The 25,372-nt window shown below is 42.6% G+C and carries 24 protein-coding genes, 1 pseudogene and 1 riboswitch; of the genes and pseudogenes, 10 read left to right on the forward strand and 15 right to left on the reverse strand.

Going from position 1 to position 25,372, the window contains the following annotated elements:
• Position 1: 1 nt before the first annotated feature.
• Together BN2425_RS18620 and BN2425_RS18625 are read right to left on the reverse strand one after the other, a co-directional pair.
• Entirely contained in the window at positions 2-739 is a 738-nt protein-coding gene (locus tag BN2425_RS18620) for an ABC transporter permease (RefSeq protein ID WP_042462586.1), read from the reverse strand.
• Position 740: 1 nt separating this feature from the next.
• Positions 741-1,643 carry an ABC transporter ATP-binding protein gene (locus tag BN2425_RS18625; protein WP_042462588.1) on the reverse strand — a complete coding sequence of 301 codons (903 nt, stop codon included), beginning with the start codon at positions 1,641-1,643 and terminating at the stop codon, positions 741-743.
• A 325-nt stretch (positions 1,644-1,968) separates the two neighbouring features.
• Between BN2425_RS18625 and BN2425_RS18630 the strand changes: the two are divergent.
• Positions 1,969-2,784: pseudogene (locus BN2425_RS18630) on the forward strand (nuclease-related domain-containing protein); the annotation flags it as partial.
• 297 nt (positions 2,785-3,081) lie between these two features.
• Here BN2425_RS18630 and BN2425_RS18635 read toward each other — a convergent pair.
• The 10 genes from BN2425_RS18635 to gloA2 form a co-directional block, all read right to left on the reverse strand.
• Positions 3,082-4,041: a DUF4405 domain-containing protein gene (locus BN2425_RS18635; protein WP_042462591.1), complete on the reverse strand. Its 960-nt coding sequence runs from the start codon at positions 4,039-4,041 to the stop codon at positions 3,082-3,084.
• A 102-nt stretch (positions 4,042-4,143) separates the two neighbouring features.
• Positions 4,144-5,388, reverse strand: a complete 1,245-nt coding sequence (locus BN2425_RS18640) for an exo-beta-N-acetylmuramidase NamZ family protein (protein WP_074433093.1) — start codon at positions 5,386-5,388, stop codon at positions 4,144-4,146.
• A 13-nt stretch (positions 5,389-5,401) separates the two neighbouring features.
• Complete coding sequence (locus BN2425_RS18645; RefSeq protein WP_042462596.1) at positions 5,402-5,692, reverse strand: hypothetical protein; 291 nt, start codon at positions 5,690-5,692, stop codon at positions 5,402-5,404.
• 211 nt (positions 5,693-5,903) lie between these two features.
• Positions 5,904-7,589, reverse strand: a complete 1,686-nt coding sequence (locus BN2425_RS18650; protein ID WP_042462599.1) for a serine hydrolase domain-containing protein — start codon at positions 7,587-7,589, stop codon at positions 5,904-5,906.
• A gap of 346 nt (positions 7,590-7,935) precedes the next feature.
• A complete protein-coding gene (locus BN2425_RS22610; protein WP_195891970.1) occupies positions 7,936-8,082 on the reverse strand; it encodes a hypothetical protein in 147 nt (48 codons plus the stop codon).
• A 169-nt stretch (positions 8,083-8,251) separates the two neighbouring features.
• A complete protein-coding gene (locus BN2425_RS22615) occupies positions 8,252-8,416 on the reverse strand; it encodes a hypothetical protein (RefSeq protein ID WP_154663553.1) in 165 nt (54 codons plus the stop codon).
• Between the two features lie 51 nt (positions 8,417-8,467).
• A riboswitch (cyclic di-GMP riboswitch) is annotated at positions 8,468-8,552 on the reverse strand.
• A gap of 185 nt (positions 8,553-8,737) precedes the next feature.
• On the reverse strand, positions 8,738-9,907 hold the full coding sequence (locus BN2425_RS18655; protein ID WP_042462601.1) for a toxic anion resistance protein: 1,170 nt from the start codon (positions 9,905-9,907) through the stop codon (positions 8,738-8,740).
• Positions 9,904-10,560 (reverse strand): 5-bromo-4-chloroindolyl phosphate hydrolysis family protein, encoded by a 657-nt coding sequence (locus BN2425_RS18660; RefSeq protein ID WP_042462603.1) that lies wholly within the window; start codon positions 10,558-10,560, stop codon positions 9,904-9,906. The genes BN2425_RS18655 and BN2425_RS18660 overlap by 4 nt, the downstream gene beginning before the upstream one ends.
• 309 nt (positions 10,561-10,869) lie before the next feature.
• Positions 10,870-11,388 (reverse strand): TM2 domain-containing protein, encoded by a 519-nt coding sequence (locus tag BN2425_RS23590; protein WP_264757819.1) that lies wholly within the window; start codon positions 11,386-11,388, stop codon positions 10,870-10,872.
• A gap of 140 nt (positions 11,389-11,528) precedes the next feature.
• On the reverse strand, positions 11,529-11,915 hold the full coding sequence (gene gloA2, locus BN2425_RS18670) for an SMU1112c/YaeR family gloxylase I-like metalloprotein (protein ID WP_042462607.1): 387 nt from the start codon (positions 11,913-11,915) through the stop codon (positions 11,529-11,531).
• A 168-nt stretch (positions 11,916-12,083) separates the two neighbouring features.
• On the opposite strand from gloA2, the gene BN2425_RS18675 reads away from it, so the two are divergent.
• The 4 genes from BN2425_RS18675 to BN2425_RS18690 all read left to right on the forward strand — a co-directional run bounded on the left by BN2425_RS18675 (position 12,084) and on the right by BN2425_RS18690 (position 15,751).
• Positions 12,084-13,478, forward strand: a complete 1,395-nt coding sequence (locus BN2425_RS18675) for a S1C family serine protease (RefSeq protein WP_042462610.1) — start codon at positions 12,084-12,086, stop codon at positions 13,476-13,478.
• Positions 13,479-13,740: 262 nt separating this feature from the next.
• Positions 13,741-14,550: a zinc transporter ZupT gene (gene zupT / locus BN2425_RS18680; protein WP_042462611.1), complete on the forward strand. Its 810-nt coding sequence runs from the start codon at positions 13,741-13,743 to the stop codon at positions 14,548-14,550.
• Between the two features lie 72 nt (positions 14,551-14,622).
• On the forward strand, positions 14,623-15,186 hold the full coding sequence (locus BN2425_RS18685; RefSeq protein WP_042462613.1) for a glycerol-3-phosphate acyltransferase: 564 nt from the start codon (positions 14,623-14,625) through the stop codon (positions 15,184-15,186).
• 334 nt (positions 15,187-15,520) lie between these two features.
• Positions 15,521-15,751, forward strand: coding sequence for a hypothetical protein (locus BN2425_RS18690; protein WP_042462615.1), 231 nt, complete (start codon positions 15,521-15,523; stop codon positions 15,749-15,751).
• Positions 15,752-15,840: 89 nt separating this feature from the next.
• On the opposite strand, the gene BN2425_RS18695 is transcribed toward BN2425_RS18690, so the two are convergent.
• The gene (locus BN2425_RS18695) at positions 15,841-16,281 is read right to left on the reverse strand and encodes a ferritin family protein (RefSeq protein WP_042462617.1); all 441 of its coding nucleotides are present in this window, start codon (positions 16,279-16,281) and stop codon (positions 15,841-15,843) included.
• A 123-nt stretch (positions 16,282-16,404) separates the two neighbouring features.
• Here BN2425_RS18695 and BN2425_RS22620 point away from each other — a divergent pair, with 123 nt between their 5' ends.
• Positions 16,405-16,551, forward strand: a complete 147-nt coding sequence (locus BN2425_RS22620) for a hypothetical protein (RefSeq protein WP_154663554.1) — start codon at positions 16,405-16,407, stop codon at positions 16,549-16,551.
• 47 nt (positions 16,552-16,598) lie between these two features.
• On the opposite strand, the gene BN2425_RS18700 is transcribed toward BN2425_RS22620, so the two are convergent.
• Entirely contained in the window at positions 16,599-17,432 is an 834-nt protein-coding gene (locus BN2425_RS18700) for a YitT family protein (protein WP_042462619.1), read from the reverse strand.
• Between the two features lie 443 nt (positions 17,433-17,875).
• Here BN2425_RS18700 and BN2425_RS18705 point away from each other — a divergent pair, with 443 nt between their 5' ends.
• A complete protein-coding gene (locus tag BN2425_RS18705) occupies positions 17,876-21,415 on the forward strand; it encodes a bifunctional 2',3'-cyclic-nucleotide 2'-phosphodiesterase/3'-nucleotidase (protein WP_042462621.1) in 3,540 nt (1,179 codons plus the stop codon).
• A 26-nt stretch (positions 21,416-21,441) separates the two neighbouring features.
• Here the strand turns inward: BN2425_RS18705 and BN2425_RS18710 are convergent, their stop codons facing one another.
• A complete protein-coding gene (locus tag BN2425_RS18710; protein WP_042462624.1) occupies positions 21,442-22,008 on the reverse strand; it encodes a GbsR/MarR family transcriptional regulator in 567 nt (188 codons plus the stop codon).
• 324 nt (positions 22,009-22,332) lie between these two features.
• Between BN2425_RS18710 and BN2425_RS18715 the strand changes: the two genes are divergently transcribed.
• Genes BN2425_RS18715 through BN2425_RS18725 form a run of 3 tightly spaced genes read left to right on the forward strand, consistent with a single transcriptional unit; the run spans position 22,333 to position 25,350 of the window.
• Positions 22,333-23,601, forward strand: a complete 1,269-nt coding sequence (locus BN2425_RS18715; RefSeq protein ID WP_042462627.1) for a quaternary amine ABC transporter ATP-binding protein — start codon at positions 22,333-22,335, stop codon at positions 23,599-23,601.
• Between the two features lies 1 nt (position 23,602).
• Positions 23,603-24,454, forward strand: a complete 852-nt coding sequence (locus tag BN2425_RS18720; protein ID WP_042462629.1) for an ABC transporter permease — start codon at positions 23,603-23,605, stop codon at positions 24,452-24,454.
• Positions 24,454-25,350 carry a glycine betaine ABC transporter substrate-binding protein gene (locus tag BN2425_RS18725; RefSeq protein WP_042462631.1) on the forward strand — a complete coding sequence of 299 codons (897 nt, stop codon included), beginning with the start codon at positions 24,454-24,456 and terminating at the stop codon, positions 25,348-25,350. Before BN2425_RS18720 ends, BN2425_RS18725 begins: the two co-directional genes overlap by 1 nt.
• Positions 25,351-25,372 lie beyond the last annotated feature (22 nt).

The raw sequence follows: 25,372 nt of genomic DNA on the forward strand, positions 1-25,372 counted from the left end.
ATCACACCGCTTCTTGTTTTCTTCTAATATACTTTGATAGTAGCATGAACAGGACTAAATAGGCGATTAAAATCAGCATATTTTTCCAATCCGGCATTTCGCCGCGAACAATTTCCCAGGCACCATTGCCAAAATGGTAGGATGGCAGCCATTGGGCGATATTTTGCATCACTTTTGGCATGACTTCGAGAGGCATCCATAAGCCGCCAGTAACAGCCAAGACCATATAGACCACATTGCTTATGCCAGCCGCCGTTTCTACTTTTTTCATCAATCCAATCATGGTGCCCACTGCAAGAAACGGAAGTGATCCAAACAAAATCCACAAGCCGCTCAACACCCATTCAAGGGCAGATAAACTGACATCATTAATAATCGCACCTGCGATGAAAATGATGGTAATCGACAATACATGGATGACACTTTGGCCAATCATTTGCGCCGCAAAATAAACACTGTCAGACAGAGGAGTCGTACGGATAAAGGTTGACCAGCCTTGCGAACGTTCTTGCACCATTCGGATTCCCAATGTCATCATTGAGGAGCCCATCACGCTGAACACCGTCATCGACATTAAATAATGCGCCTGCCATTCTGCTTGATTTGGGACATCTGAATTCACCAAGTTCGTAAACACGTAGTAGAAGATAATCGGCATGAACAATGACCAAAAGACAAAATACCGGTTCCTTAATACCCGAATCATCTCTATTTTGCATTGCATTTGAAATGCTTTCATGTTAGATAGCCTCCTTTGCTTCGCTGGTCAGCTGTTCGAACGCTTCCTCCAGCTTGCCGCGTTCAATTTGAATATCCCGTGCTCCGATTTTTTCTTGGAAAATGAATTCTAGCACCCGGTCAGTGCTGGCTGTTTCCGCATATACCCGGTTATTTTTTCGATAAATTCGGTCAATTTTGCTGTGTTGATACAATTTTTCCAGAGAGGTTTCCGGGTCGACGATAAACGAGACCGATTGCTTATTGATGCTGGCCTTGATTTGTTCCGGTGTTCCGTCGGCGACGATTGCGCCGTCCTTGAACAACAGGATGCGGTCGGCGGCTTCATCGGCTTCCTGCAGGTAGTGGGTGGAAAAGATGATTGTTTTACCTTGGTCGGCCAACTTTCTTACTGTTTGCCAAAATTGCTTTCTAGCAGTGATGTCCATGCCGACAGTCGGCTCATCGAAAATGATTAGTTCTGGATTTCCAGCGAGTGCCAAAGCAAAGCTGAGTCTCCGCTTTTGACCGCCGGATAATTTTTCAGCCCGGGTTTTTAAATCTTGTTCGGTAAGGCCCGTCAGACTGATCAGCTCTCCCATAGGGAGCGGCTCGTGATAATAGCTTCTAATTAATGCGAGGATTTCCCGTACTTTTAAGCCCCCCATCACGCTGACCTCCTGCAGCATGGTTCCGAGTTTTTCCCGGACCTGTTTTTCGTGCGGCAGCCGGTTAAATAACCGTATTTCTCCTGACGTAGGTTTTAGCAGGCCGAGGATCATCGAAATGGTTGTGGTTTTCCCGGCCCCGTTTGGTCCCAGGATGGCTGTTATCTGGCCTTTGGTTATAGAAAAAGAGACATTATGGACGGCAAGTTTATGTTGAAAGGACTTTGTCACGTTTTGCACAGTTAAAATTTCGTTCATTTGTGAAACACCTCCTGATTTCTTGACTTTATTGTACTGTGGCAGGGGGTGTCATTTTTAGTAAGCATTGTCACCAATATGAGGTGACAAATGTCATATTGTCAGCATTATTAACAAAATATTCACTCCTTCCGTAAAGATAGATGGGATATTTTATATATGATTGGTATAGGTCAATAATGAAAGGAAGATGCCTATGGCAAGAGTATTAAAACCCCGGTCCTTATCAGATGGGTTAAAAATTCTAAGAATATTAAACATTCGAATGACCTTGTCAAAAACAGATAAAGGAAACTACTTATATCTTTAGAAAAGCTACGAAGGCGAAGTAAGGTTTGATCAAATGACTGGGGGACTGCAAAGCGATATTTTGATACTGAATGATTTGCTGCTAGGGGTTAAAGGCACTCAGTTTCAGATTGATTCTTTAATCATCTCAAACGAGATTATTTTACCATACGAGATAAAAAATTATGAAGGTGATTATTTTTACGAATCAGATCGGCTTAACACCATTTCCGGTAAGGAAATAAAGGACCCACTTCTCCAATTAACCCGCTGTGAGTCCTTACTCCGACAGTTACTACAAAATCTAGGATACTATCTCCCTGCTGAAGGTTCTGTTGTATTCGTGAACCCCGAGTTCTCTTTATACCAAGCCCCTCTACATAAACCATTTTTCTTACCAACTCAACTAAATCATCTCATGAAAAAACTTGATGCGCTCCCTAGGAAACCAACTGAGAGACACATTAAGCTAGCTGAAAAGCTAGTTTCATTGCACATTACTAAACCCACTTTCACGAGACTTCCATCTTATGACTTTTATACTTTAAAAAAGGGGCCTACGTGCGGGAACTGTAACTCTTTTTCTATTGTTAATCATGGTAAGAAGGCTGTTTGCCAAACATGCGGACATGTGGAGTGGGTTGATACTACTATTGTGAGGAGTATAGAGGAGCTAAGGCTCTTGTTCCCAGACATTAAAATAACTTCAAACGTTGTTTATGTATGGACCAATTCGTTTGTGTCTATGAAGACGATTGGGAGGATATTGAAGCAAAACTATCACGCCGTTGGAGTTGACCAATGGACTTACTATGAGGGAAAGATTACTCCTCCCAACTCACATCTTTCATGAAAAATTTCATTTTTGCTTTCCATTTCTATTAACGACAGATCTCGACTCCCTACCTTTAGTTCGGTTGTTAATACCCTTTGATTACCTACTGTTCTCTTCTTCTTTGACCTTGGACAATAGGCAATACCGCCTATTAACTCCTCTTCTCTTATTTTTTTTACTCATACGGTCGTTAATAAATTTCTTGAATTCTAATTGCCTGATGCAATACCCCTTATTTCCCCTCGCTGTTAATCAATCCGTGGAGCTTTATAGTACAAAAAGAGGTCTGCTACTCCAATGCAGACCCCTTTTTGTTTAAGCACTTGCCAATTCGTCGTCTTTATTCCTGTTCGTTTGTTGCTTCTTACGTTTATTTTTCCCCAGCCATTTATCAAGATAATAGATGATAATGATCAACACGGCCATAATCCCAAAATACTGGACAATGACATTGATTACACTTGCCTTGCCAAATTCTCCTTTTACTCCTTTAAATCCGCCTTCCGTGCGAGCCGATTTGTCAAACTCTCCGCCCTTGACGTCACCATCTGCAAAATCTGCCCTGTCTCCTGCCTCAAAGCTGCCTTTAGCAAAGTTCGGCCTGTCCCCTGCTTCGAAGTCGCCTCCAGCAAAGTCCGGTTTCTCCCCACCATGAAAATTACCTTCAGTCGTTTGTGACGAAGAGACACTAAACACGTTGGTTACGCGTCCCACTTGATTGATGAAATTGGTAGTGTAGATTTCATAGCTTCCAAACACTAATAGTCCGACTGTCATGACTTTTGCGATGATTCCCGAGACAGGTTTAGATGTTTTTACTTTAACGATGTCCTTAAAGACGTTGATCACCCATTTCCAATGTAATCCTACATGGGCAGCTACTAGAATTAGAGCTATATAAGAAATGGCCATATGGGACATTTTAAACCATTGTTCATTTCCGAAATTGATGTTTGGGAAAACCACCCTTGAAATTAAAATACCGCTGATAATAATAAATGCCATGGTGATCAATAACAACAGGTTTAGTACATACCCCCATTTTGTTTTAGCAGGCAGCTTACGATCAAAAAGCTTCAACGTCACGTTTTTTACCCAGCGCCAATTGAGCGCTATATGTGTGAAAAATGCCACTCCTATCGCCAACCCGGCAATTTCGTGGAACGTCAAGCCTCCCAAAACACGTTTATTAAAAAACAGCACAAAGGTTACCGCCATTAAACTATCTAGTGCAAACTTTATATTTGTGATCTTTCTTTTTTTCTGCTTTTGCATCGCACTTGCTCCTCTTCATTTACTGTATGGCTAGGTTTAATATAATGGCTAAACCTTAAGTAAACCTTAAGACGTAAAAAAATCGCCCTAATACAGGGGCGATTATTTATAGAGCAAATACTGTTTACGGATTTTTAAGAATTCATCCAATGCCGGCTGCCATTCCTGTTTCATATGTTCGATTGATTTACCAATTTCGATTGCAGTGCGGATGGAGCCATTGCCAACGAGAGTATCAAAAAAGGAGATTCCAGCGCTGTTTGGTGTTAGAAAGCGGAACTGATCCGGATACATATCATGAATGGTTTTCACAATGTAAAGACCTGTTTCAAAAGGCCGATAGGAGTTGTGGTTGGTCACATGAATTTGAATGCCCTGGCATAATTTATTACCATGCTTGGACGCTGTCGGGATAAATGAAGCAGCCCGGAAAACTACGCCCGGCAAATGGTAAGAATTGAGTTTTCCCGCTAAATCCTCGCCGTTGATAAAAGGCGCCCCAAGCAACTCAAATGGCTTTGCGGTGCCGCGTCCTTCGGAAATGTTCGTCCCCTCAAGAAGCGCTGAGCCTGAATAAACCATTGCCGTATCTAAAGTCGGTATATTCGGTGAAAGCATGACGAACGGTAATGAAATTTCATCATAATACATGCGGCGCTTCCATCCCTCCATTTTAACAACCGTCAAATCGGCGCCAATGTTAAATTCTTTATTAAACAACTGGGCCAATTCCCCTACCGTCATCCCGTGCCGGACCGGAATCGGATACTTCCCGATAAACGAAGAATATTTCTTTTCCAAGATAGGGCCTTCCACTTTGATCCCGTCAATCGGATTGGGACGGTCCAGTACGATTAACGGTATATGGTTCTCTTTTGCCGCCTCCATTGCTAAAGCTAGCGTATAGATGTAGGTATAAAAGCGGGCGCCGGCATCTTGAATATCAAACACCAGCACATCCACGTTAGCCAGCATTTCCGGGGTTGGCTTTTTCGTCTTGCCATACAAGCTGTATACTGGAATCCGGGTTTTTTCATCCAAATAAGATTCAACAACCGAACCAGCTGGAGCACTGCCGCGTACACCGTGTTCCGGACCAAATAGTGCCGTAAGCTTAACGGCCGGATGATGGTAAAGGATATCAACTATACTAGTAAGCTGTTGATTGACACCGGTTGGATTGGTGATTAATCCGACGCGCTTGCCATTTATTAAGTTAATCTGGTCCTCAAGCAGGACCTCAATCCCTAATCGAACCTTCTGCTCATTGATGCTGGCGGCAGCAGCACCGGGGGCTGTGGAGAGGACCAGCAGCACCGCCACCATTTCGGCGAGCCATTTTTTCACGAAAAACACCTCCCTATTCATACCCAATCCCATGGCCAAAACCAAATAGTACACTAGCATCATGTTGTAGATCGTGACTGGCAGTTTGCCTGAGGGATTGCATAAAATGCCCGTCATTGTATATGTGCAGGGCATTTAACTGAATTTGCTTAGCCGCTGCGTTTCTAGTCACTTGAGGTACGTTAAGGTCAATCACTAAGTCCTTGACAGCCGTTTGGGCTGCTGTTCCTGAGATGGGAATTTCCATGATTGAAAATGCCGCCAGTAAAAATGCTGTTATTAACGCCTTCATAAGGATGAGCAAGTTTTGTCACCTCTTTAGTAAAAGGTTCTGTTTAATTTGGCTGTTGATTTCCGCTCCAGGCGCTCAGCGAACCCGCAGGCGTGCCGGGGAGCCTCCTCTCGGCCCCGTACTCCCACAGGAGTCGAGCACCTTCCGCTCCAATCATCAGAGTTAAAAAGATCAACATTATCGTTTAACAAAGCCTAGTAAAAGTATCCCTCATGGGTGTGGTTTAATAGTCTCTCAGCTGCCAGCTATTCCGGCTAAAGGTCAATTTTTTTTCCCCAAGCTTTGGATGTAACACATACCAGCCGCGCTTATTGATAGAACTATCTGTTCTATAAACAAACCGCAACATTTTTGCGTCTTTCGGTACTAAAAGTTTTTGAGTTTCCCAGCCCTTGCTGGTACCTGTGAATTCGGCTAGCTTTTTCCATGCCCCAGCTCTTAGCAATTCCACAAATCCATAATCCCAGCCCTCTTCCATCATGTGCCAGGTTACAAAGGTTAACATCGTATCCTCTTTTAGGTGCAAGTCGGCTTCCATCATCCGGTTTAACTTGTTGCCATATCCGGCAAACCAGGCAGCGCCTCGACCCGGAATCGTAACTGGAATGGCGTCCGCGATAGACCGGGCAAACAGCCTCCTTGGCTCATTGATCGAACCCATGCTTCTGCTTGGATGGACGCGGTTAGTCAATAAAATTGCCACCGTTTTCGTGTTCGGATTGACTACAATGGAAGTGCCGGTATAGCCTGTATGGCCAAAAGTATACGTCCCTTCAGATAGTGCACCCATATACCAATTTTGCCCTAGTTCCCAGCCAAGCCCGTGATCATGGCCAGGGACGCCTTCGTTTTGATTTTCCAGCAATAATTTTACCGTTTCCGGCCGCAAGATACGTTTTTCGCCATAGTTTCCCCGATTAATAAACACATGGGCCAGCTTGGCCAAATCTTCGGCGGTAGAGAAAACACCCGCATGGCCAGCCACACCGTCAAGTGCCCAGGCATTTTCATCGTGGACTTCTCCCCAGACTAGGCCACGGTTTAGGAGCGGCTGGTATTCCGTGGCAGCAATCCGCTTTTTCAAAGATTTTGGTGGGTTATACATGGTATCCCTCATCCCCAACGGATCAGTAATATTCTCTTTGACAAATATGTCCTGACGCTGACCGGAAAGTTTTTCAATCAAAGCACCTAGGGTAATCATGTTTAAATCACTATATTCATAATTGGTACCTGGCATGCTTTTTAACCGCTGCTGAAAGACTAACCGCAGGCGGTCTTCTCGTGACCTGCCTTGTGCATAGAGCGGAATCCCCGCGGCTAGGCCGGACCGATGGGTTAATAACTGGCGAATGGTAACCTGTTGCTTCCCAACCGATGCAAATTCAGGAATATACTTGGCAACGGGGTCATCAAGTCCAAAAAGCCCACGATCATAAAGCTGCATGATCGCCACTGTAGTAAAAATTTTACTGATCGATGCCAAGTCAAAAATGGTGTTTTTTTTCATTGCAATTGGGTTATCCAGTTCCGTAAACTTGTTGTCTTTATAACGAGCGGAGTAACCATAGGCGGTATGTTTGACAATTCTCCCTCCTCTAGCTGCAAAGGCTACTGCACCGGGGAAAAACTTTTGGGAGATATAGTGTTTCATCACGCTGTCGATTTGTTGCAGAGGGGCGGCCACCATCCCAACTTCTTTTGCAGTGCTGGGACGCAATTTACTGGTTATTAGGATAGGAGTGGATTTCCCTGTAATAACAGGGTGTGGTCTTTCTGATGATGGGGTTGTGTTCTGGTCTTTTCTGTCGATTAGCGAACTGGTTTGTACACTGCTGGCTGCTGCTATGCTTGAAGCAACTATTATAGGAAAACAAACAACCAAAATAATGATGGGTCTTATTTTCATATTTCCTCCTGATCTATGAGTGAATAAGGCGAATGTTTTAAGTTTACAACCTACCAATTTCCCCTGATAAAATAGTCCTAACTAATTATGCACATGGTTTTCCCCAGATTCCAGTTGGTTATCAACAACTTTCGGCGTTTATCCACAGATTTATTCACATTGTAAGTGCCAACTGTTTAATAATTATGATTTATATGACAATAACATTGACATTATCCACATAATCGATGTGTTTTTCCACAAAACAAGCGGAATAGTCCACATTATCCCGTGTTTTATCCACATTCTTTCCACATTCAAATAAAATGGACCTTGATTTTCGCCTAGGTCCATGGGATTATACTTATCATTTTGTTGGACTTTCTGTCTGACCGCTGGACGTGTCTTCCGATTTCTCGACGATTTGTCCCAATTCACCAATATCGCCTTTCGCATTGATGATTTCAAAGATTTGATTTAATCCCTCGCTGGTTTCGTCCTGTTTATCTTTCAAAATCATTCCTCCTTTTGCTGCTATTAGGGTGACCACTTTTTGGATAAATATGAACAATTTTATCCTCGTTCTGTATTTTCTTTATCAGATATACCAGCACTGCCTCGATAGCTGCCAATTTCAAATCAAATAAAAACACGCCGGGAGTCATTACCCAGCGTGTTTTATTCTACAATCGTGCTCCAATTTCCACGACTTTGCTATTATGATAGATTGCTTTTACCATTAATTTAATTCTTAGTTCTTCACATAAACAATCTTGCTGCAGCAGTTCGTTATGGCGCTGCTGAAAAAAATGGTAGTAGTATTTGCCCTTTAATAACATTCTTAACACATGAAGGCCCTCCTCAATTGTGATAGACATAAATCGTGGAAGTAGGTCGTGTTCGGTAACTGGCTGGCGTTGCCGTTAGACAGTAGCCCCTATAGTTTTGCGTCACCATTTTTCAATGGGTTTGCCGTTTCGTACGATTTATGTGTTTATATGAAAAATATACATAAATCTGAAGGAAAAGGAAAGTGTCTAGTTTCCTATTGCTGGACAGAATTTTCTGAACCATCAATGACCTTGTGACCAGGCTTTCCTTCTAATAGGTCAAGTGCCAACCTTCAAGAAAAAAGCTCCTGGTGCTTATAGCACACAGGAGACATGGGGTTAATTCCCTTTTATTTCTAACAATTTTACTTTCAAATCGTTTTCCATCGCAGCCAATTCTTGTTCTGCGATTCGGCGTTTATTGCGGCCTTCCTCTTGAATCCGTAATGTTTCCTCTAGAGTACTAATCAAGTTTTCCTGGGTCTTCTTCAACGTTTCAATATCGACAAGGCCACGCTCATTTTCTTTCGCTGTTTCAATCGTATTGGTTTTTAGCATTTCCGCATTTTTCAACAACAGCTCATTTGTTGTCTTCGATACTTGCTTTTGCGCCTCTACTGCATGACGCTGACGGATTAACGTCAGTGCAATTGCCACTTGGTTTTTCCATAAAGGAATCGCCGTCACGATCGATGATTGAATTTTTTCTACCAGTGCCTGGTTCGTGTTTTGAATCAAGCGAATTTGCGGTGCGCTTTGGATGGTAATTTCTCGGCTCAACTTCAGGTCATGCAGACGTTTATCCAAGCGGTCGGCAAATTGAATCATGTCGTTTACTTCTTGGAACTTCATCTGGTCACTGGTCAGCTCTGCCTGGCGCTTCAACTCTGGGATCGTTTTTTGGTACATTTCTTCAAGTTTAAGTTCTCCGGCTGCGATATACACATTTAAGGCATGGAAATATTCCTTATTGTTATCATAAAGCTGGTCCAGCAATTTGATATCGGACAACAAGACGTTTTTACTGCGTTCCAGTTTCACGCTAATTCGGTCGATTTGCGCCCCCGTTTTTTGATATTTCGAGAGCACTTCCTGCATGGAACTGGATATTTTTCCGAATAAACGGCCAAAGAAGGATGGTTTCTCATCCCTTAATTCGTCCGGATTGACTTCGTTCAATTTTTTCATTAAGTCGGCGATAATTTCACCAATTTCGCCAACATCCTTTTTCTGCACATGCTCTAACATCGTATGGGAAAAAGATAGGAGCTTGCTTTGGGCTTGGCTGCCATATTGAATCATCGCTTGATGGTTGGTCGGGTCAATTTGTTCTGCCAACTGGTAAGCCTTGGCTCGGTGCTCCTCCGGAATCACATCGATTAATTTGACTGGGCGGGCTTCCCCAGCCTGTGGAGTGGAAGCTTTCGCTGGTTGAAGTCCCTCGCCAAATGGGTCAGCCAAAATATCATCTAATAAATTATCTTTTTTGCTTGAAGTGTTTTCGTTCATTTTAACCACCTGTTCTTATCGGGAAATTTCGAATCCTTGTATCTGTTAATCGAATGCTTGGCTACGTCTATTTCAAAATTTAAATGGTCAACATCATTGGACACGACGGCATATAAGTCATCTTCCAATACTTTTGTCATTTCATTTAAGGTCTGTTTCGTTTCAATCAGCGATTGATTAATCTCAATGTTTTTTTTCGGCTGGGATGCAAGGAAACTATACTTTTCGGTCAGTTCCACAATCGAATCCAAGTGGGAAAAATAAAACGGCTCGGCTTGGTAAAACCGCTTCGGTTCCTTGGCAGCCATCTTATGGATTTTTTTAGTAATGCGCATGATATCCATTCTCTGCTTGACAGAAGCAAGGTCACGGAAGTCAAACAATGATTTGTTTAACCTGCGGATTTTCTTACTGGCTTCCGCCAAATTTTTTTGAATGTAGCGGTATTCTTTCCTTGATAGCTGATGTTTTTTTAAAAATTGATGGGTCATGACTAAGGAAAGAATAACATGGACAATTACTCCTCCGAGTATGGCATAGCCTACTGACGGAAGAAAATGGACGTCAAAGAAAACGAAGCTGGCAAATCCCGTAATGATGGTAACAGGGACAGCAACGAATGACCTAATAATAAATGAGAGAAACGGGTTCATATTGAATCGACTCCTGACTAATAATCCTTTATATTCATACGAATTAACCTGATGAATGTTTCATGGATGATAGCAAAAGGAAAGGATTCCCTTTACTACTTCCACAATACATGAAAAAACTCCTGCTTACCATGGACTGCAAGCGGAAAGTTTTCTAGGTCTTAAGACGTATAAGAAAGGCGCTAGGGTGCTGGGAGCCGGACAATCTCAAAGTCCAGCATATAATATGTACTTACCTTTATAAAAAAGGGCGAGCGGCTGAAAAGTACAGCCCTCACCCTTGTGGCGTTGTAATCATAGGTTTTTCCGTTATGAATAGGGGATATATCCGGGGTCATGTTTTCTGGCAAAATCATCCGGATTGGAAACAAGATAGGCGATTCCTTCTATGAGACCGATAATCCCTGGGATGTAAGTCCAGCAGAATATTAAATACAGGATTCCCCACCCCCATCTGCCAAGATAAAATTTATGTACACCTATGCCGCCTAGCAAAATGGCCAAAATTCCTGCTGTAGTTTTATTTTTAGTGTATTTTGCCCCAACCCCGCGGCCGCCGGCACTCGAACTACTCGAGGAACTGGATGAACTGGATGAGCTGGATGCTCCTCCGCCTCCCCCTGCATTCATAAACACCATGGGCTGGCTTTGTTTATTGTCTTCCAACTTCTCAAGTTTCCGCTTATTTTCATCAAATAAATCATTCAAACAACTTTTACAATAATTTTTTCCTTTCAGTTCGGTGTTACAGCTGCTGCAAATGAATTTCCCGCAGCCAACGCAAATGCCGACTGCCTCCGTATCAGGATGAACATAACAATTACTCACACAAGTCCCCCCTAGAAAATAGGTGTAAAAAAGTGATCTTACATTGATTTTACACCCAGTCGAAGAGAAGATTTTTATAGCAATTTGACAATATTTAAAATTTTTGAATACACTTTAAGTTTCCATCATAAGCATGCTTCTTACTGCTCATATAGTTCTATCGGCAAACCATCTGGGTCACTAAAGAACGTGAATTTTTTATTGGTGACTGGATCCATTCGAATCGGCTCAACGGCGATCCCTCGGCCCGTTATTTCATCCGCTGCTGCTTGAATGTCCTCCACATCAAAAGCAAGGTGCCGCAGTCCTGCCGCCTCCGGATAACTAGGCCGTTTAGGCGGGTCGGGAAAAGAAAACAACTCAATTTGATATTGTCCGTTCACCTCTAAATCAAGCTTGTAGGAATTCCTTTCTTGTCGATAAACCTCATGAATCGGCTTTAATCCTAAAACACGAACATAGAAATCCTTAGACTTCTCGTAATCTGAACAAATAATCGCTACATGATGTATTTTGTTTAGTTTCATTGACAACAACCTTCCTATATTTTATCTAACCACCATGATAACAAAAAGTCTTGGCTATCTGTAAATCCGGCCGAAAAAATATTTAATCGGTACAAACTTTATTTTATAAAACAAGGAATATATTACATTTGTAATTCAAAAATCCCATTTTAAGAGGTGAAAACCATTTTGAAAAAAAGGGCCCTTTTTACCATCCCTATCATCTTGCTGCTGATTGCAGTGATAGTAACATCCTTTTTCTTAATAAATATCAAACCCTCCACGGGAAAATTATCCAATGCCCAAAAACTAGCGGAATACACCAAACCCGCTGTCGTCCGAATTCTCGACTATGCAGTCGTCGGATGGCAGTTTAATGACTACAATCCCGATGTGGAAGCGGTTTTTAACCAACTGGGATACCAAACCGTCATCGGGGGATCCGGTTCGGGAGCGGTCATTAGTTCGAACGGCTACGTTGTCACCAATGCCCATGTCGTTGAGGTCGGAAAAATGGAAGACGCGGAGGTCGCCAATGCTGCCTTTGAACAGTTGGTCGCCACCATGGCCGATTACTTCCAGGAAGATTACAACGTGGCCTATGATTATCTGGTCGCATGGACCCAATATACCGGGATTGAAAAAGTGACCAAGGTGATTTTGCCCGGCGGGGAAAAGCTGGACGGAGAAATTAAAAGCTACGGGGCCCCTATTAATGAAGGAAAAGATGTTGCCGTTCTGAAAATCGAAAGCAAGAGCCTGCCTACCTTAACACTTGGTGATTCCGATGACATTCAGAACCAAGATAATATTTGGGTTAGTGGATACCCTGCTGCTGCTGATTCCGACCTGTTATCACCGGATTCCTCACTTGTTTCTTCCATGAATGCCGGACAAATCTCGGCGACTGAGAAAAAAACGGACCAAGGAAGTCCGGTCATTCAAATCAATGCCGCGGCCACACATGGCAATAGCGGCGGACCGGTGATCAATGACAAAGGCCAGATTATCGGGTTATTGACGTTCAGGGGCGATACAGTCAATGGCCAGGAAGTGCAAGGCTTTAATTTTGCCGTACCAGTCAATACGGTGAAGGAGTTCGTCAATCAGGCAGGCGCAAAAAACACTAAGAGCGAAACGGACCAGCTATACAGGGGCGGCCTGAATCTGTATTGGGGAGGCTACTATAAACACGCTCTTGAAAAATTTGAAGCGGTTCAGCGGATATATCCAAACCATTCGGAAATCAAGGAATATATCAGTAATTCCGTAAAACGGCAAGACTCCAGTAAATTTTTATGGTCGGATTATTCCACCATCATTTATATTGTTGACGGCGTAGCAGGACTCCTGATTATTATTCTGCTAATCTTTACGTTTGCCGTAAAGACTAAACCGGCTGCAGCTGTGGCTGGAGGAGTTTCTATTAGCAGCGATTCCACCCCGCCACCTGCTGCACCCACTCCCGTCCAGCCTGAAAATGTTATACCGGACTTGAACAATGATGGGAAAGTTGATATTCAGGATATTTTGTTAGCTTTGCAGCAGCAGCAAAAACAAAATCAAAAGGACGATGATAAATAAATGCTCCGTTCGGGAAGACCTGCGGGCCCGAAAGAGCGATGTCAGCGGAATGTTAAGCTAATGCGTGAAGCACGTTTATCCTTTCTAAATAACTGGAAAAGGGATGCAGTTTTTGACTGCATCCCTTTTCTGTTTTAAAAAACGAAAATATGTATCTATAAGGAAACATTTCTGAACTCAAGCATATAAAAAGTATAACTTGAAAGTATCTCCAATTCCTATTCTACTAAATTTATAGTTAGTCAAGAAAGGGGTATCGAAGGTGCCGGATAACCTTATTTTAGCATTTGGTTTAACGCTGTTTGCAGGACTTGCAACGGGAATTGGCAGCCTGCTTGCGTTTTTTACTCACCATACCAATACAAAGTTCTTATCAATCACCCTTGGATTTTCGGCTGGAGTGATGATTTATGTGTCGATGATTGAAATTTTTGTCAAAGCAAAAATCGCTTTGGTTGATGCTCTTGGCAAGGTGCCAGGTAACTGGCTTACTGTCGGCGGCTTCTTTGCGGGAATGCTGTTGATTGCAGGCATCGACAAATTCATCCCCAAACAATCAAACCCTCATGAGCTTCGGACCGTGGAAGATATGGATGGCAATGGCAGTAAGGTGAAACAGCCAGATTTGTTAAAAATGGGAACCTTTACGGCACTGGCCATCGGGATTCATAACTTTCCAGAGGGGATTGCTACTTTTACTTCGGCCCTGCAAGATCCGAAGCTGGGAATTGCCATCGCGGTGGCAATAGCGATCCACAACATTCCAGAAGGAATTGCCGTTTCGGTGCCGGTTTATTTTGCGACTGGCGATAAACGGAAGGCCTTTAAACTCTCCTTCTTGTCCGGCCTTTCAGAACCAATTGGTGCTTTTGCCGCCTATTTGTTCTTAATGCCATTTTTAAATGAAATTGCGTTTGGTATTATTTTCGCAGCTGTTGCCGGAATCATGGTATTTATCTCCCTCGATGAACTGCTTCCTGCAGCGAAAAGATATGATGAAGCCCATTTATCAATTTATGGATTAATCGGCGGCATGGCCGTCATGGCGATTAGTTTGCTGCTGTTTATTTAGGATGAACTAGATGGCTAGAAAACTTTATAATAATAGATAAAGGTGATATCGATAGATAGGCTGTGGTGTTCGATGGTATGGGTGTACTTTGCGTGTTCCTATTTAATTGGCAATCTGATGTTTGGTTTTTTAATGACAAGGCTTTTTTATCATGAAGATATCCGGAATTTAGGAAGCGGTAATGTAGGAGCAAGAAACGCCGGGCGTCTTTATGGAAAAAAGGCCTTCCTATTCACTTTTCTTGGAGACGCCCTTAAAGGAGCATTAGTAGTTGTGGCTGGCCGTTATCTCCATTTTTCGGATCCCGTTCAATTGATTGGATTGGCACTTGTTATTATCGGACATTTAAAGCCGGTCTTTTTAAAATTTAATGGAGGCAAAGGGATCTCCACTTTTGTCGGTGGCATGGTGGCTTTCCAACCCCTGCTGATACCAGTGGCCATTCCTATTTTCCTCATCCTCTATCTATTTTTTAGAAGTCTTACACTTGCAGGATTGAGTGCATTTTTAATGATTCCTGTGTTTCTGGTAATCAAGCAATATCAATGGGAGTCCTTTTTGCTGGTAATCGTTATTATTCTAATGATTTTTATAGCTCAAAAGGACGATATCAAAGAACGTTTACTTAAAAAATAATATTTGCTAAGTGTTCGCCTAGGGCGGACATTTTTTTCTTTCTATACTAATAAAGGATTTCACATCCATTAAGTTTCACTGCTTCCTGGATGCCTAGGTCAGAAATGTTGCGGGCTAAGCGGATGATTTTGATTAGGGTGCAGTTTGGGATGTCATGTTTCCAATAGAATGACTGAAATTAATCAGTATTACTAAGGTAAAATTGAGGTTTTCTTGTCCAAAAATTTCATCTATCTTTCCAGCGTGACAAAACGACAAAATAACGTATAAAAGTACTAACAGAATAATATCTATTCTATATGGGCAATTTCGTTTCAGTTGCATCTAAGGAGGAATGACTCTGAGAATCATCAGATGGATTCAACGGCTGATCGGTATCCTCATGATTATTTACGGAATTTATCTCATCTTTGGAACACAACAATTCTTTGGGGCTTTGCTAATCATACTAGCCCTTCTGATCATACCTAATTTAAGCGACAAAAAGAGAGAAACCCATCAGAGCAAGACCTCCGTCAGCGAGGGGGCTAAGGAGGAAAAAAGGACATCTAAAAGCAGTGAATAACCTTTGAACAGCCGCCGTCTATTATAACAGGTAAGCAAGGTATGTGAACAAACTTGTCGTATTGTCTACGCACCTTGCTTGACGTGTTTTTATTTAGCCTTGACATAATAGTAGAGAAACCAAACGGCATGGCTTTGTTCATCTTTGGCTGCTCTTTGAAAAGCTTCTTTAATGTAGGGGTCTGTTGATTTATCGGATATATCCAGGTAAAAGTCGACGGTTTTTTGCTCATCCTGGAGCGCAAATTCAAGGCCGGCTAAATAGGTGTTGGGGCAGTCTTCGATAATTTTCGGCTGCGGCTGCCTTCCTGTCAGGTTTTGATAAATTTGGACGAAATGGTGGTAATGCTTAATTTCATCCTGGCGAATTTCAAGTATTTGCTCTCGCTCCTGTTTGTTGCCCGCCAAATTGGCCAGCTTTGCATAGCAGTCAATGGCGCTGTACTCCCCATTGATCGCCTGCTCAATGTCACTGATGAACTGATTCGTTTGTCTGTTTATCGCATCCAAATAATTAGTAAAAGGAAACATTGGCTGCACCTCTCCGTATTTTTCTTTTATTTTACGGGGAATAAAGTATTTGGGTGCTTTAAATCACTATTTTTTATGTTTATACATTCCATATTTACACATCCTATCATTGGAGGTGATAGAGTGGATAAAGACAACCGCATCGAGGGCCAGGCAGCAACCGATCAAGACGCAGTCATGGACCGTGTCAACCAAACCTTTGATAAAATCACACAGGATGTAAGGGACATGATCCAACAAAACAATCAGCAAGAGGATACTTTATCCTGATACTGTTATAAAGTAGAACCAGTCCCGAAACAGGGACTGGTTCCTTTCTAACTTGCTTTGTAGCCTTTACCCATTACTTCATGCACATTATGAACGGTAACATAAGCATTTTTATCGGTCTCATGGATTAAGTTTTTCAAGCGGACAATTTCCTGCTTATTAATCACGATATAAAGGATTGATTTGTCTTGCCCTGTGTATCCCCCGCGTCCGTCCAACACGGTAAGGCCCCGCAGCATTTTGTTGGTAATCGTGTCGAGTATCTCTCCCGAGTCGTTGGAAATGATCAACACAGCCACCCGCTCATCAAGCCCTTCGACGATAAAATCAATCGCCTTTGCCCCGATATACACGACCAGCACAGTATACATCGTTTTTTCCAGACCAATGATGAAGACCGATCCCGCCACAACTAACATATCCAAAAGCAGCATGACATTGCCAATACTCCACCCGAATAATTGATTTCCGATTCTTGCTAGAATAGTCGTTCCACCTGACGTACCACCAGCTCTGAAAATAAACCCTAATCCAATGCCGACAAGCAAACCGGCAAACAACGACGCTAATAACGAATCATCCGTCAGCTTTTTCCCCATATCCTCCATTACATATAAGAATCCTGAACAGGCTGCGATAGAAATGAGCGTGTAAATAAAGGTTCTTTTTTCAAAAAATTTATATCCAACGGCAAGAAGTACGGCATTCAGCACGAAATTGACAATACCGGGGGACCAATGAAACAGATAGTGTGTGATAATCGTGATTCCTAAAATGCCTCCTTCTGACAAATGATTAGGAATCGTAAAGTAACTGACACCCACTGCAAAAATGGCAGCACCAGCCAATATTGTGGTAAGATCTTTTACTGTTCTTTTCATATTTTTTCATCCTTCAATAGCTTAGGTTACTTCACCAGCGTATTTACTTAAATTCCATTTGATATTACTACAACTGTCCAGTTTCATCTACAAAATTCGTTTGTGAATTTTTTGTTGTTAACTACATGGTGTATAGTGAAATATCCCTATATCATTCTCCCCTATCTCTTCTCCTAAAAAAACGAATGTTCGACATTGTATTGTGTTGTTATTTGTCCTTTCTGCTCACAACGCGTATATTTTTAGCGTTTTATCTGTTTATTGTTCGGAAAATATCCATCCATTGTCCCATGACTTCCTTACCTTACAGAAAACAAAGAATTTTCATATCATTAAGGGGAACTTGTTACAAAAAAGGCAGAAAATGATCAAAAAAACTAAGAATCCGAAAGAAAATCCGACATTTTTTGCCGCAAAAAATATAATTAGGGGGATAAACCAGGTTGAAAAAGACAGTTTCTAGCCGTTCTAAGAAAATCTTGTCAACGTCAATTGCTGCAACACTTTTTACCTTACCATTCTTCTCTGCCACACAAGTCAATGCCGAATCAATAGCGAAGGGTCCTAAGAATTCCATTCAATCTGAAGTAAATCTTCGGCTAATGGAGACCACCGACGTTCATACAAACCTGCTAAACTATGACTATTACAAAAATGCTCCATATGCAAAAGTGGGACTTGCCAGCACAGCTGCGCTGGTGAAAAAAGCTCGCGAGGAAGCCAAAAACACCCTATTGGTTGATAACGGGGACTTGATTCAAGGTACTCCTCTTGGCACTTATAAAGCTAAAGTTGATCCTTTAGAAGAGGGAGAAGTCCATCCAGTATTTAAAGCGATGAACCAAATGGGCTATGATATGGCAACCCTGGGCAACCACGAGTTTAACTATGGCCTTGATTTCCTTGAAGAAGCCTATGATGACGCAAAATTCCCATACATCAACGCTAACGTTTATGTAGATGACCATGATTCTAATCCAGATAATGATGTAAACCAATTTACGCCATATAAAATTGTCAATAAAAAAGTGACCGATAAAAATGGCAAGACAAATGTCATTAAAGTGGGATTCATCGGCTTCGTGCCTCCGCAAATCAACGACTGGGATAAAGCTAACCTTGATGGAAAAGTCATAACCAAAAATATCGTGGATACGGCGAAGAAATTTATCCCACAAATGCGTGAAGAAGGCGCGGACATTATTGTTGCCATGACCCACTCCGGATTCAGCGGAAATAAAGATAACACAGAAGATGTCATCTATGCACTTAGTGAAGTGCCTGGCATTGATGCGATTACCTTCTCTCATACTCATAAACTATTCCCGGCAAAATCAGAAGCGGCCTTGGATGGACTATTTAAAGATATTAGCGGCAAAGTTCTTCCTGGAGTAGACAATGCCAAAGGAACAATCAATGGTGTTCCTGCCGTTCAAGCCGGTTATGGCGGCGGCTCATTGGGCATCATTGACCTGGATCTTGTGAAGGAAAAAGGCAAATGGAGTGTAGCTGATTCTCAATCACAGACACGCGAGATTGATTCACCAGCGGTAGAACCCGTGAAATCCATTGTGGACGCTGTTAAAGCCGACCACGAAGCAACGATTAATTACGTCAATACGCCAATTGGCAAAACAACCGATGACATTTACAGCTATTTTGCCCTTGTTCAAGATGACCCGTCCATCCAAGTGGTGACCAATGCACAAAAATGGTATGCAGAAAAATACATTTCGACTAACAAGCCTGAACTGAAAAACCTGCCGATTCTGTCTGTCGGCGCTCCATTTAAAGCCGGACGCAACGGAGTCGCAGAATACACAGAAATTCAAAAAGGCGACTTAACCATTCGCAGCGCGGGTGACCTTTACCTGTATGACAACACATTAAAGGCCATTAAAGTAAAAGGCTCAACCGTTAAGGAATGGATTGAGATGACAGCTGGCAAGTATAATACGATTGACCCTCATAAAACCGAGGAACAGGCTTTATTAGATCCTAATTTTCCGGTCTATAACTTTGATGTAATTGACGGAGTACAATACCAAATTGATGTGACTGTTCCAGCAAAATATGATGTAAAAGGGAATGTGGTCAACCCTGATTCAAGCCGTGTTGTGAACCTTACTTACAATGGACAACCCGTTGATCCAAACCAAGATTTTATCGTCGTCACTAATAACTACCGTGCCGGCGGCGGCGGGAACTTCCCTGGTATCAAAGGCAGTGAACTTGTCATTGACTCTGCTGATGAAAATCGTCAAATCTTGATGGACTATATCACGGAAGTGGGAACCATTACACCAACAGCTGATAACAACTGGTCGATTGCCCCTATTCCAGGAGATGTGAACGTGACCTTTACCTCTTCGCCAGAAGGAGCAAAATATACCAAGGACGGCGGCAATATCTCTTATACTGGAAAAACTGATGCACAAGGCTTTGGAATTTATCAATTGGACATCGGCTTCACACCGGTAAACGTACAACTGCTTGGTTTAAACGATTTGCATGGCCAGCTTGATACAGACACAAAAGTCGGTGATAGGCTCGCCGGCAGCATGGAATATACAGCCGCTGCGATTCGCCAGCGGGAAGCCACGAATCCTAATACCCTGCTTGTCAATGCCGGGGACATGATTGGCGGAAGTCCGCTGATCTCCGCCCTGTTTCAAGATGAGCCAACCGTTGAAGTATTGGAGTCTTTAGGCATGGATGTTGGCACCCTGGGAAACCATGAATTTGACGAAGGTATTGCCGAACTGCGCCGAATGATGAATGGCGGCGAACACCCAAAAGGAACAAAAGGTTATGACGGCATGGACTTTCCTGTTGTAGCGGCAAATGCTTTTGACAAATCAACAGGTGAGCTGATCACAAACGAACCATATGTAATTAAAGAAGTGGCAGGTCAAAAAATTGGTTTTATTGGGGTCATCACCCAAGAAACCCCGGATATGATTGTGACCAAAGGCAATGAAAACCTGCAGATTACCGATGAAGTAGAAGCTATCAATAAGTACACAGCCGAGTTAAAGAAACAAGGTGTTAAGTCCATTGTAGTGCTTGCCCATAATCCAGCAGCCCAAGACGGCTATACAGATTTATATGATGCATCAAGAATTGCGGAAAAGGTAGACGATGAAGTGGATGTTATTTTTTCAGCCCATAACCATGTATATAATGACAAAGTCGTCGACAACAAGTTAATTGTCCAAGCCTATTCCTATGGTTCTGCTTTCTCTGATGTTGATTTGGTCATCAACCCTGAAACAGGCGACATTGTTAAGAAAGAGGCGGAAGTGGTCACTGTTTTTCAGGATCAATACACACCAGACCCTAAAGTTTCGGCGATTATGAAAAAATATGAAGACTTGGTAGCACCACAAAAAGCAGAAGTGGTCGGAAATTCTTCAACTGCATTGGTCAAAGCATATCCTTCAGCATTTGTGGCTGTTGGCGAAAATGCAGACAATGGTCTGGGGAACTTGATTGCAGATGGTATGAAACAGGCCATGGGCAGTGACTTTGCCCTGATGAACGGCGGAGGCGTCCGTGCCAATCTGGATGCAGGAGAAGTTACTTTCGGAGATTTATTCTCGATCCAGCCGTTTGGTAATGTATTGAACAAAACTAACCTTAGCGGTGCCGACCTGCGAGAGGTATTAAACAAGCAAATCACCGCAAGAGGACTTGACTTTCATATTGCCGGGTTCAAATATACCTTCACCTTTGACAGTGCTACCGGAACGGGTCAGGTTGTCGATATCTTCTTGCCAGATGGCAGCAAAATCGATCCAAATAAAGAATATTCCGTTGTCGTAAACAACTACATGTATGGCAATGCCAGCTACGGAATTCTTCCGCTTGCCAGCGGGTTGGAAGTGGGTCCGGATGACCTGCAAGCAACTGTTGACTACGTCAAAACACTTGCAAACCCTTTTGAATACAAAGCAGATGGCCGTATCCAACGAGTAAACTAAATCAAAAAACCAGCTTAACATCGGGGTCAAGCCCTTTCGTTAAGCTGGTTTTCTTTTTCATTTGGCTGTTTGGGGATAAAATCAAAAATATTCTTTGATTCAAAGCTGTCGACCAGCCGATGGAGCCAGTCATAATATTCAAGTGCCGAGGTCAGCTTTTCAATGTCTCTGTCTGCCTGTTGCTTTAACTGTTCATCCGTCATTGGATCTTTTACAAGCGATTCTAACTCTGCACGTGACTTTTTCATTGCTGAAACATTAATCGAAATTCCAGTTCTCCATTTGATGATAAAAAAATCGATAAAGGTTTGATACCAATCCAATTCTGCTTGGTAGAGGTCCTTCCTAATCCCTTTTTTCCAAACTTTATCTACCATTTTTAGGTCTTGAAGAATTCGAATAGAAGTACTCATGCTAGTTTTACTCATGCCCAGCTCTTCCTTCATTTCATCAAGTGTCAAGGGGCCATCCTGGAAATACAAAGCGCCATACAACCGTCCTACGGATTCGGTTACCCCGTATAAATTCATGTTTTGTGATACCGCCTCGATTACCCGTTCACGGGCCTGCACTAGCCTCTTTTCACCTTCCATGATTTATTCCACCCATTTCTATTCCGTATCTTTTATAAGACTAACATGATTATTCTAAATGTAAAGAACACACTTTGGGAGGAAACAGAAGTATTTGGGAGGATTTCTAAGTATTTTGTGAATTTGATTTATTCAGTTTTTTCTGAACGTACTTTATGAACGATTTTAACCAATTACCACATTTGTAAATTACAACCAAGTAACAATACAATATAAAGGTATAAGTTGTTTCTTTTTAGAAAAATTTAACCTGAAAAAGTGAAGTTCTTGTAGTCTGCCTACTGTAACACCACTTTTTTATACGATAAGAAGGATGGTGAATAAATGAGTAAGATAGTAGTTCGGAATGTCACAAAAGTTTTTGGCAAGCCGAAGACGGCTATGAAATTATTAAAAGAAGGTGAATCAAAACAGGAAATATTAAAGAGAACTGGCGCAACCGTTGGGGTAAACCAAGCCAGCTTTGAAGTGAAAGCGGGAGAAATTTTTGTCATCATGGGCCTTTCAGGAAGCGGCAAATCAACTTTAGTGCGAATGCTAAATCGACTGATTGAACCTACCGCTGGTGAAATATACGTAGATGGTGAGGAAATCGTCAAGATGAACAAGGAACAGCTGATTAACCTTCGCCGCAAAAAAATTAGTATGGTATTTCAAAAATTTGCGCTCCTCCCCCATCGGACCGTCCTTGAGAATACGGAATATGGTTTAGAAATCCAAGGAATCGATAAACAAGCGCGCCAGGATCAAGCGATGAATGCCCTAAAACTCGTAGGCCTCGAAGGTTATGAGCAGCAATATCCCAGCCAATTAAGCGGCGGTATGCAACAGCGGGTAGGGCTGGCACGGGCTTTAGCCAATGACGCCGATATTTTACTTATGGATGAAGCCTTTAGCGCCCTTGATCCATTGATACGTAAGGATATGCAGGATGAATTGCTTGACCTGCAGTCTACCATGAAAAAAACCATTGTGTTTATCACTCATGATTTGGACGAAGCGCTTCGGATTGGAGACCGAATAGCCCTCATGAAAGACGGAGTGATTGTCCAAGTTGGCACCCCTGAAGAAATTCTGATGAACCCATCTAATGACTATGTTGAGAGATTCGTAGAAGATGTTGACCTTTCTAAAGTGTTAACAGCTGGGCATGTGATGAAACGTGCGGAGTCGATATCCATTGACAAGGGGCCGAGGGTAGCTCTGCAAACGATGAAAGAACTAGGTATCTCCAGTATTTATGTCGTGGATAAAAAGAAAACCTTGCTTGGAGCAATCACTGCATCAGAAGCTAAAGATGCTCTAGAACGAAACGAAGGGCTTTCCTCGATTTTACATGATAATGTCTCTACGGTCCTGCCAGATACAATATTAACCGATCTGTTTGAACAAGTGTCTACTGCCGTCATTCCCGTTGCGGTTGTAGATGAGAAAAAACGTCTCCTTGGTATCTTGGTCAGAGGGGCTGTGATTGGAGCTTTGGCCGGCCGGACAGAGGAATGGAAACTTGTGCAAACAACGAGAACAGAAGTGGCATCAGGCCAGTCGGAATTACCGGATATGCCACTCGGTTCAGCTCAGGAGGTGAATTGATATGGAAAACTGGTTACCAAAGCTCCCTATCGCTGATTGGGTCGATGTGCTAGTAAACTGGCTGACCATTAATTTGGGAGCAGCTTTTGATGGAATTACTAGTGTACTTGAAGCTGTTGTAGATGGTTTAGTGGCTGGATTTGAATATATCCCTTCCTATGTATTTATGATTCTTTTAACCTTACTTGCTTGGAAAGTTTCCAATAAGGGAATGGCCTTATTTACATTGATTGGCCTATTTTTAATTGACAATTTAGGCTATTGGGATCCGATGCTCGAAACATTGGCACTTGTTTTAACAGCTGTTATTATCTCTATTTTACTGGGAGTGCCAATTGGAATATGGGCTTCACAAAAACAAGCCGTCCGGCAAATCATTACACCGGTTTTAGACTTTATGCAAACCATGCCTGCATTTGTTTACTTAATACCAGCCATCTTCTTCTTTAATATTGGTGTGGTTCCGGGTGTCGTCGCTTCCGTCATTTTTGCCATGCCGCCAACAATCCGTCTAACTATACTTGGGATCCAACAGGTCCCTGCTGATATTATCGAAGCAACCGAGGCTTTTGGGTCAACCACTCGTCAGAAACTGGTAAAGGTCCAGCTGCCGCTTGCTATGCCAACGATAATGGCCGGGATTAATCAAAGCATTATGCTCGCATTGTCAATGGTGGTAATTTCTTCAATGGTTGGGGCACCAGGACTAGGTGCCGATGTCTATCGCGCGGTTACGCAGATTCAAATTGGGAAAGGTTTTGAAGCTGGTTTAGCGATTGTGGTCATTGCCATTGTCCTTGACCGGATTACACAAAACATAGGAAAAAACAAAAGACAAAGGGGAGTTATGTAATGAAGAAAAAATGGATGCTTCTACTTTCGGCAGGCTTATTAACATTGGGGCTCGCCGCCTGTGGGTCCGACAAGACAAGCGGTGACAAAGGGGCTTCAGCTTCTGAAGCTATAGGCGAATCAGTCGATTATAAAATCATTGGAATTGACCCTGGAGCTGGCTTAATGAAGGCCAGTGCAAAAGTCATCGAGGAATACGGTTTAGACGACTGGACTCTCGTAGAAGGTTCTAGTGCAGCTATGACAGCCGCCCTGAAAAAGGCCTATGAGAAAAAAGAACCGATTATTGTTACCGGTTGGACTCCTCACTGGATGTTTGCCAGCTTTGACTTAAAATACTTAGAAGATCCAAAAGGGGTCTTTGGAAAAGACGAAAACATTAATACTGTCGTGCGTAATGGCTTAAAGACAGATGCTCCAGAAGCTTATCAAGTACTCAATCATTTCAATTGGACAGCTGACGATATGGCCGTTGTCATGAACGATATCCAAGGGGGCACCTCTCCTGAAAAGGCAGCTGCCAGCTGGGTAAAAGATAATACTGATAAAGTCAGTAAATGGACGGAAGGTGTAGACAAAGTATCCGGTGATAAACTGACGCTTGGTTATGTTGCTTGGGATAGTGAAATTGCCAGCACGAACGTCATTGGAAAAGTTTTATCTGACCTTGGCTATAAGGTAACGTTGCGCCAAGTCGAAGCTGGCCCCATGTGGACCGGAATTGCAGACGGAAGCTTAGATGGAGCTGTGGCCGCCTGGCTGCCTTCCACCCACGCCGACTATTACGAAAAATATAAAGGCAAATTTGAAGATTTAGGGGCAAACCTAGAAGGCACCAAATTGGGGCTAGTAGTTCCAGCGTATATGGATGTGAATTCTATAGAGGACTTAAAATAAGCAAATCGAGTAGGAGGGGGTG

The sequence above is a fragment of the Neobacillus dielmonensis genome, assembly GCF_000612665.1.
Classification (GTDB): domain Bacteria; phylum Bacillota; class Bacilli; order Bacillales; family Cytobacillaceae; genus Neobacillus; species Neobacillus dielmonensis.

Bases quoted from the DNA above. Each gene is read 5' to 3' on its own strand.
- BN2425_RS18620 (WP_042462586.1), bottom strand. From the start codon at position 739: ATGAAAGCATTTCAAATGCAATGCAAAATAGAGATGATTCGGGTATTA.
- BN2425_RS18625 (WP_042462588.1), bottom strand. From the start codon at position 1,643: ATGAACGAAATTTTAACTGTGCAAAACGTGACAAAGTCCTTTCAACAT.
- BN2425_RS18635 (WP_042462591.1), bottom strand. From the start codon at position 4,041: ATGCAAAAGCAGAAAAAAAGAAAGATCACAAATATAAAGTTTGCACTA.
- BN2425_RS18650 (WP_042462599.1), bottom strand. From the start codon at position 7,589: ATGAAAATAAGACCCATCATTATTTTGGTTGTTTGTTTTCCTATAATA.
- BN2425_RS18655 (WP_042462601.1), bottom strand. From the start codon at position 9,907: ATGAACGAAAACACTTCAAGCAAAAAAGATAATTTATTAGATGATATT.
- BN2425_RS18660 (WP_042462603.1), bottom strand. From the start codon at position 10,560: ATGAACCCGTTTCTCTCATTTATTATTAGGTCATTCGTTGCTGTCCCT.
- gloA2 (WP_042462607.1), bottom strand. From the start codon at position 11,915: ATGAAACTAAACAAAATACATCATGTAGCGATTATTTGTTCAGATTAC.
- BN2425_RS18685 (WP_042462613.1), top strand. From the start codon at position 14,623: ATGGTATGGGTGTACTTTGCGTGTTCCTATTTAATTGGCAATCTGATG.
- BN2425_RS18690 (WP_042462615.1), top strand. From the start codon at position 15,521: ATGACTCTGAGAATCATCAGATGGATTCAACGGCTGATCGGTATCCTC.
- BN2425_RS18695 (WP_042462617.1), bottom strand. From the start codon at position 16,281: ATGTTTCCTTTTACTAATTATTTGGATGCGATAAACAGACAAACGAAT.
- BN2425_RS18700 (WP_042462619.1), bottom strand. From the start codon at position 17,432: ATGAAAAGAACAGTAAAAGATCTTACCACAATATTGGCTGGTGCTGCC.
- BN2425_RS18710 (WP_042462624.1), bottom strand. From the start codon at position 22,008: ATGGAAGGTGAAAAGAGGCTAGTGCAGGCCCGTGAACGGGTAATCGAG.
- BN2425_RS18715 (WP_042462627.1), top strand. From the start codon at position 22,333: ATGAGTAAGATAGTAGTTCGGAATGTCACAAAAGTTTTTGGCAAGCCG.
- BN2425_RS18720 (WP_042462629.1), top strand. From the start codon at position 23,603: ATGGAAAACTGGTTACCAAAGCTCCCTATCGCTGATTGGGTCGATGTG.
- BN2425_RS18725 (WP_042462631.1), top strand. From the start codon at position 24,454: ATGAAGAAAAAATGGATGCTTCTACTTTCGGCAGGCTTATTAACATTG.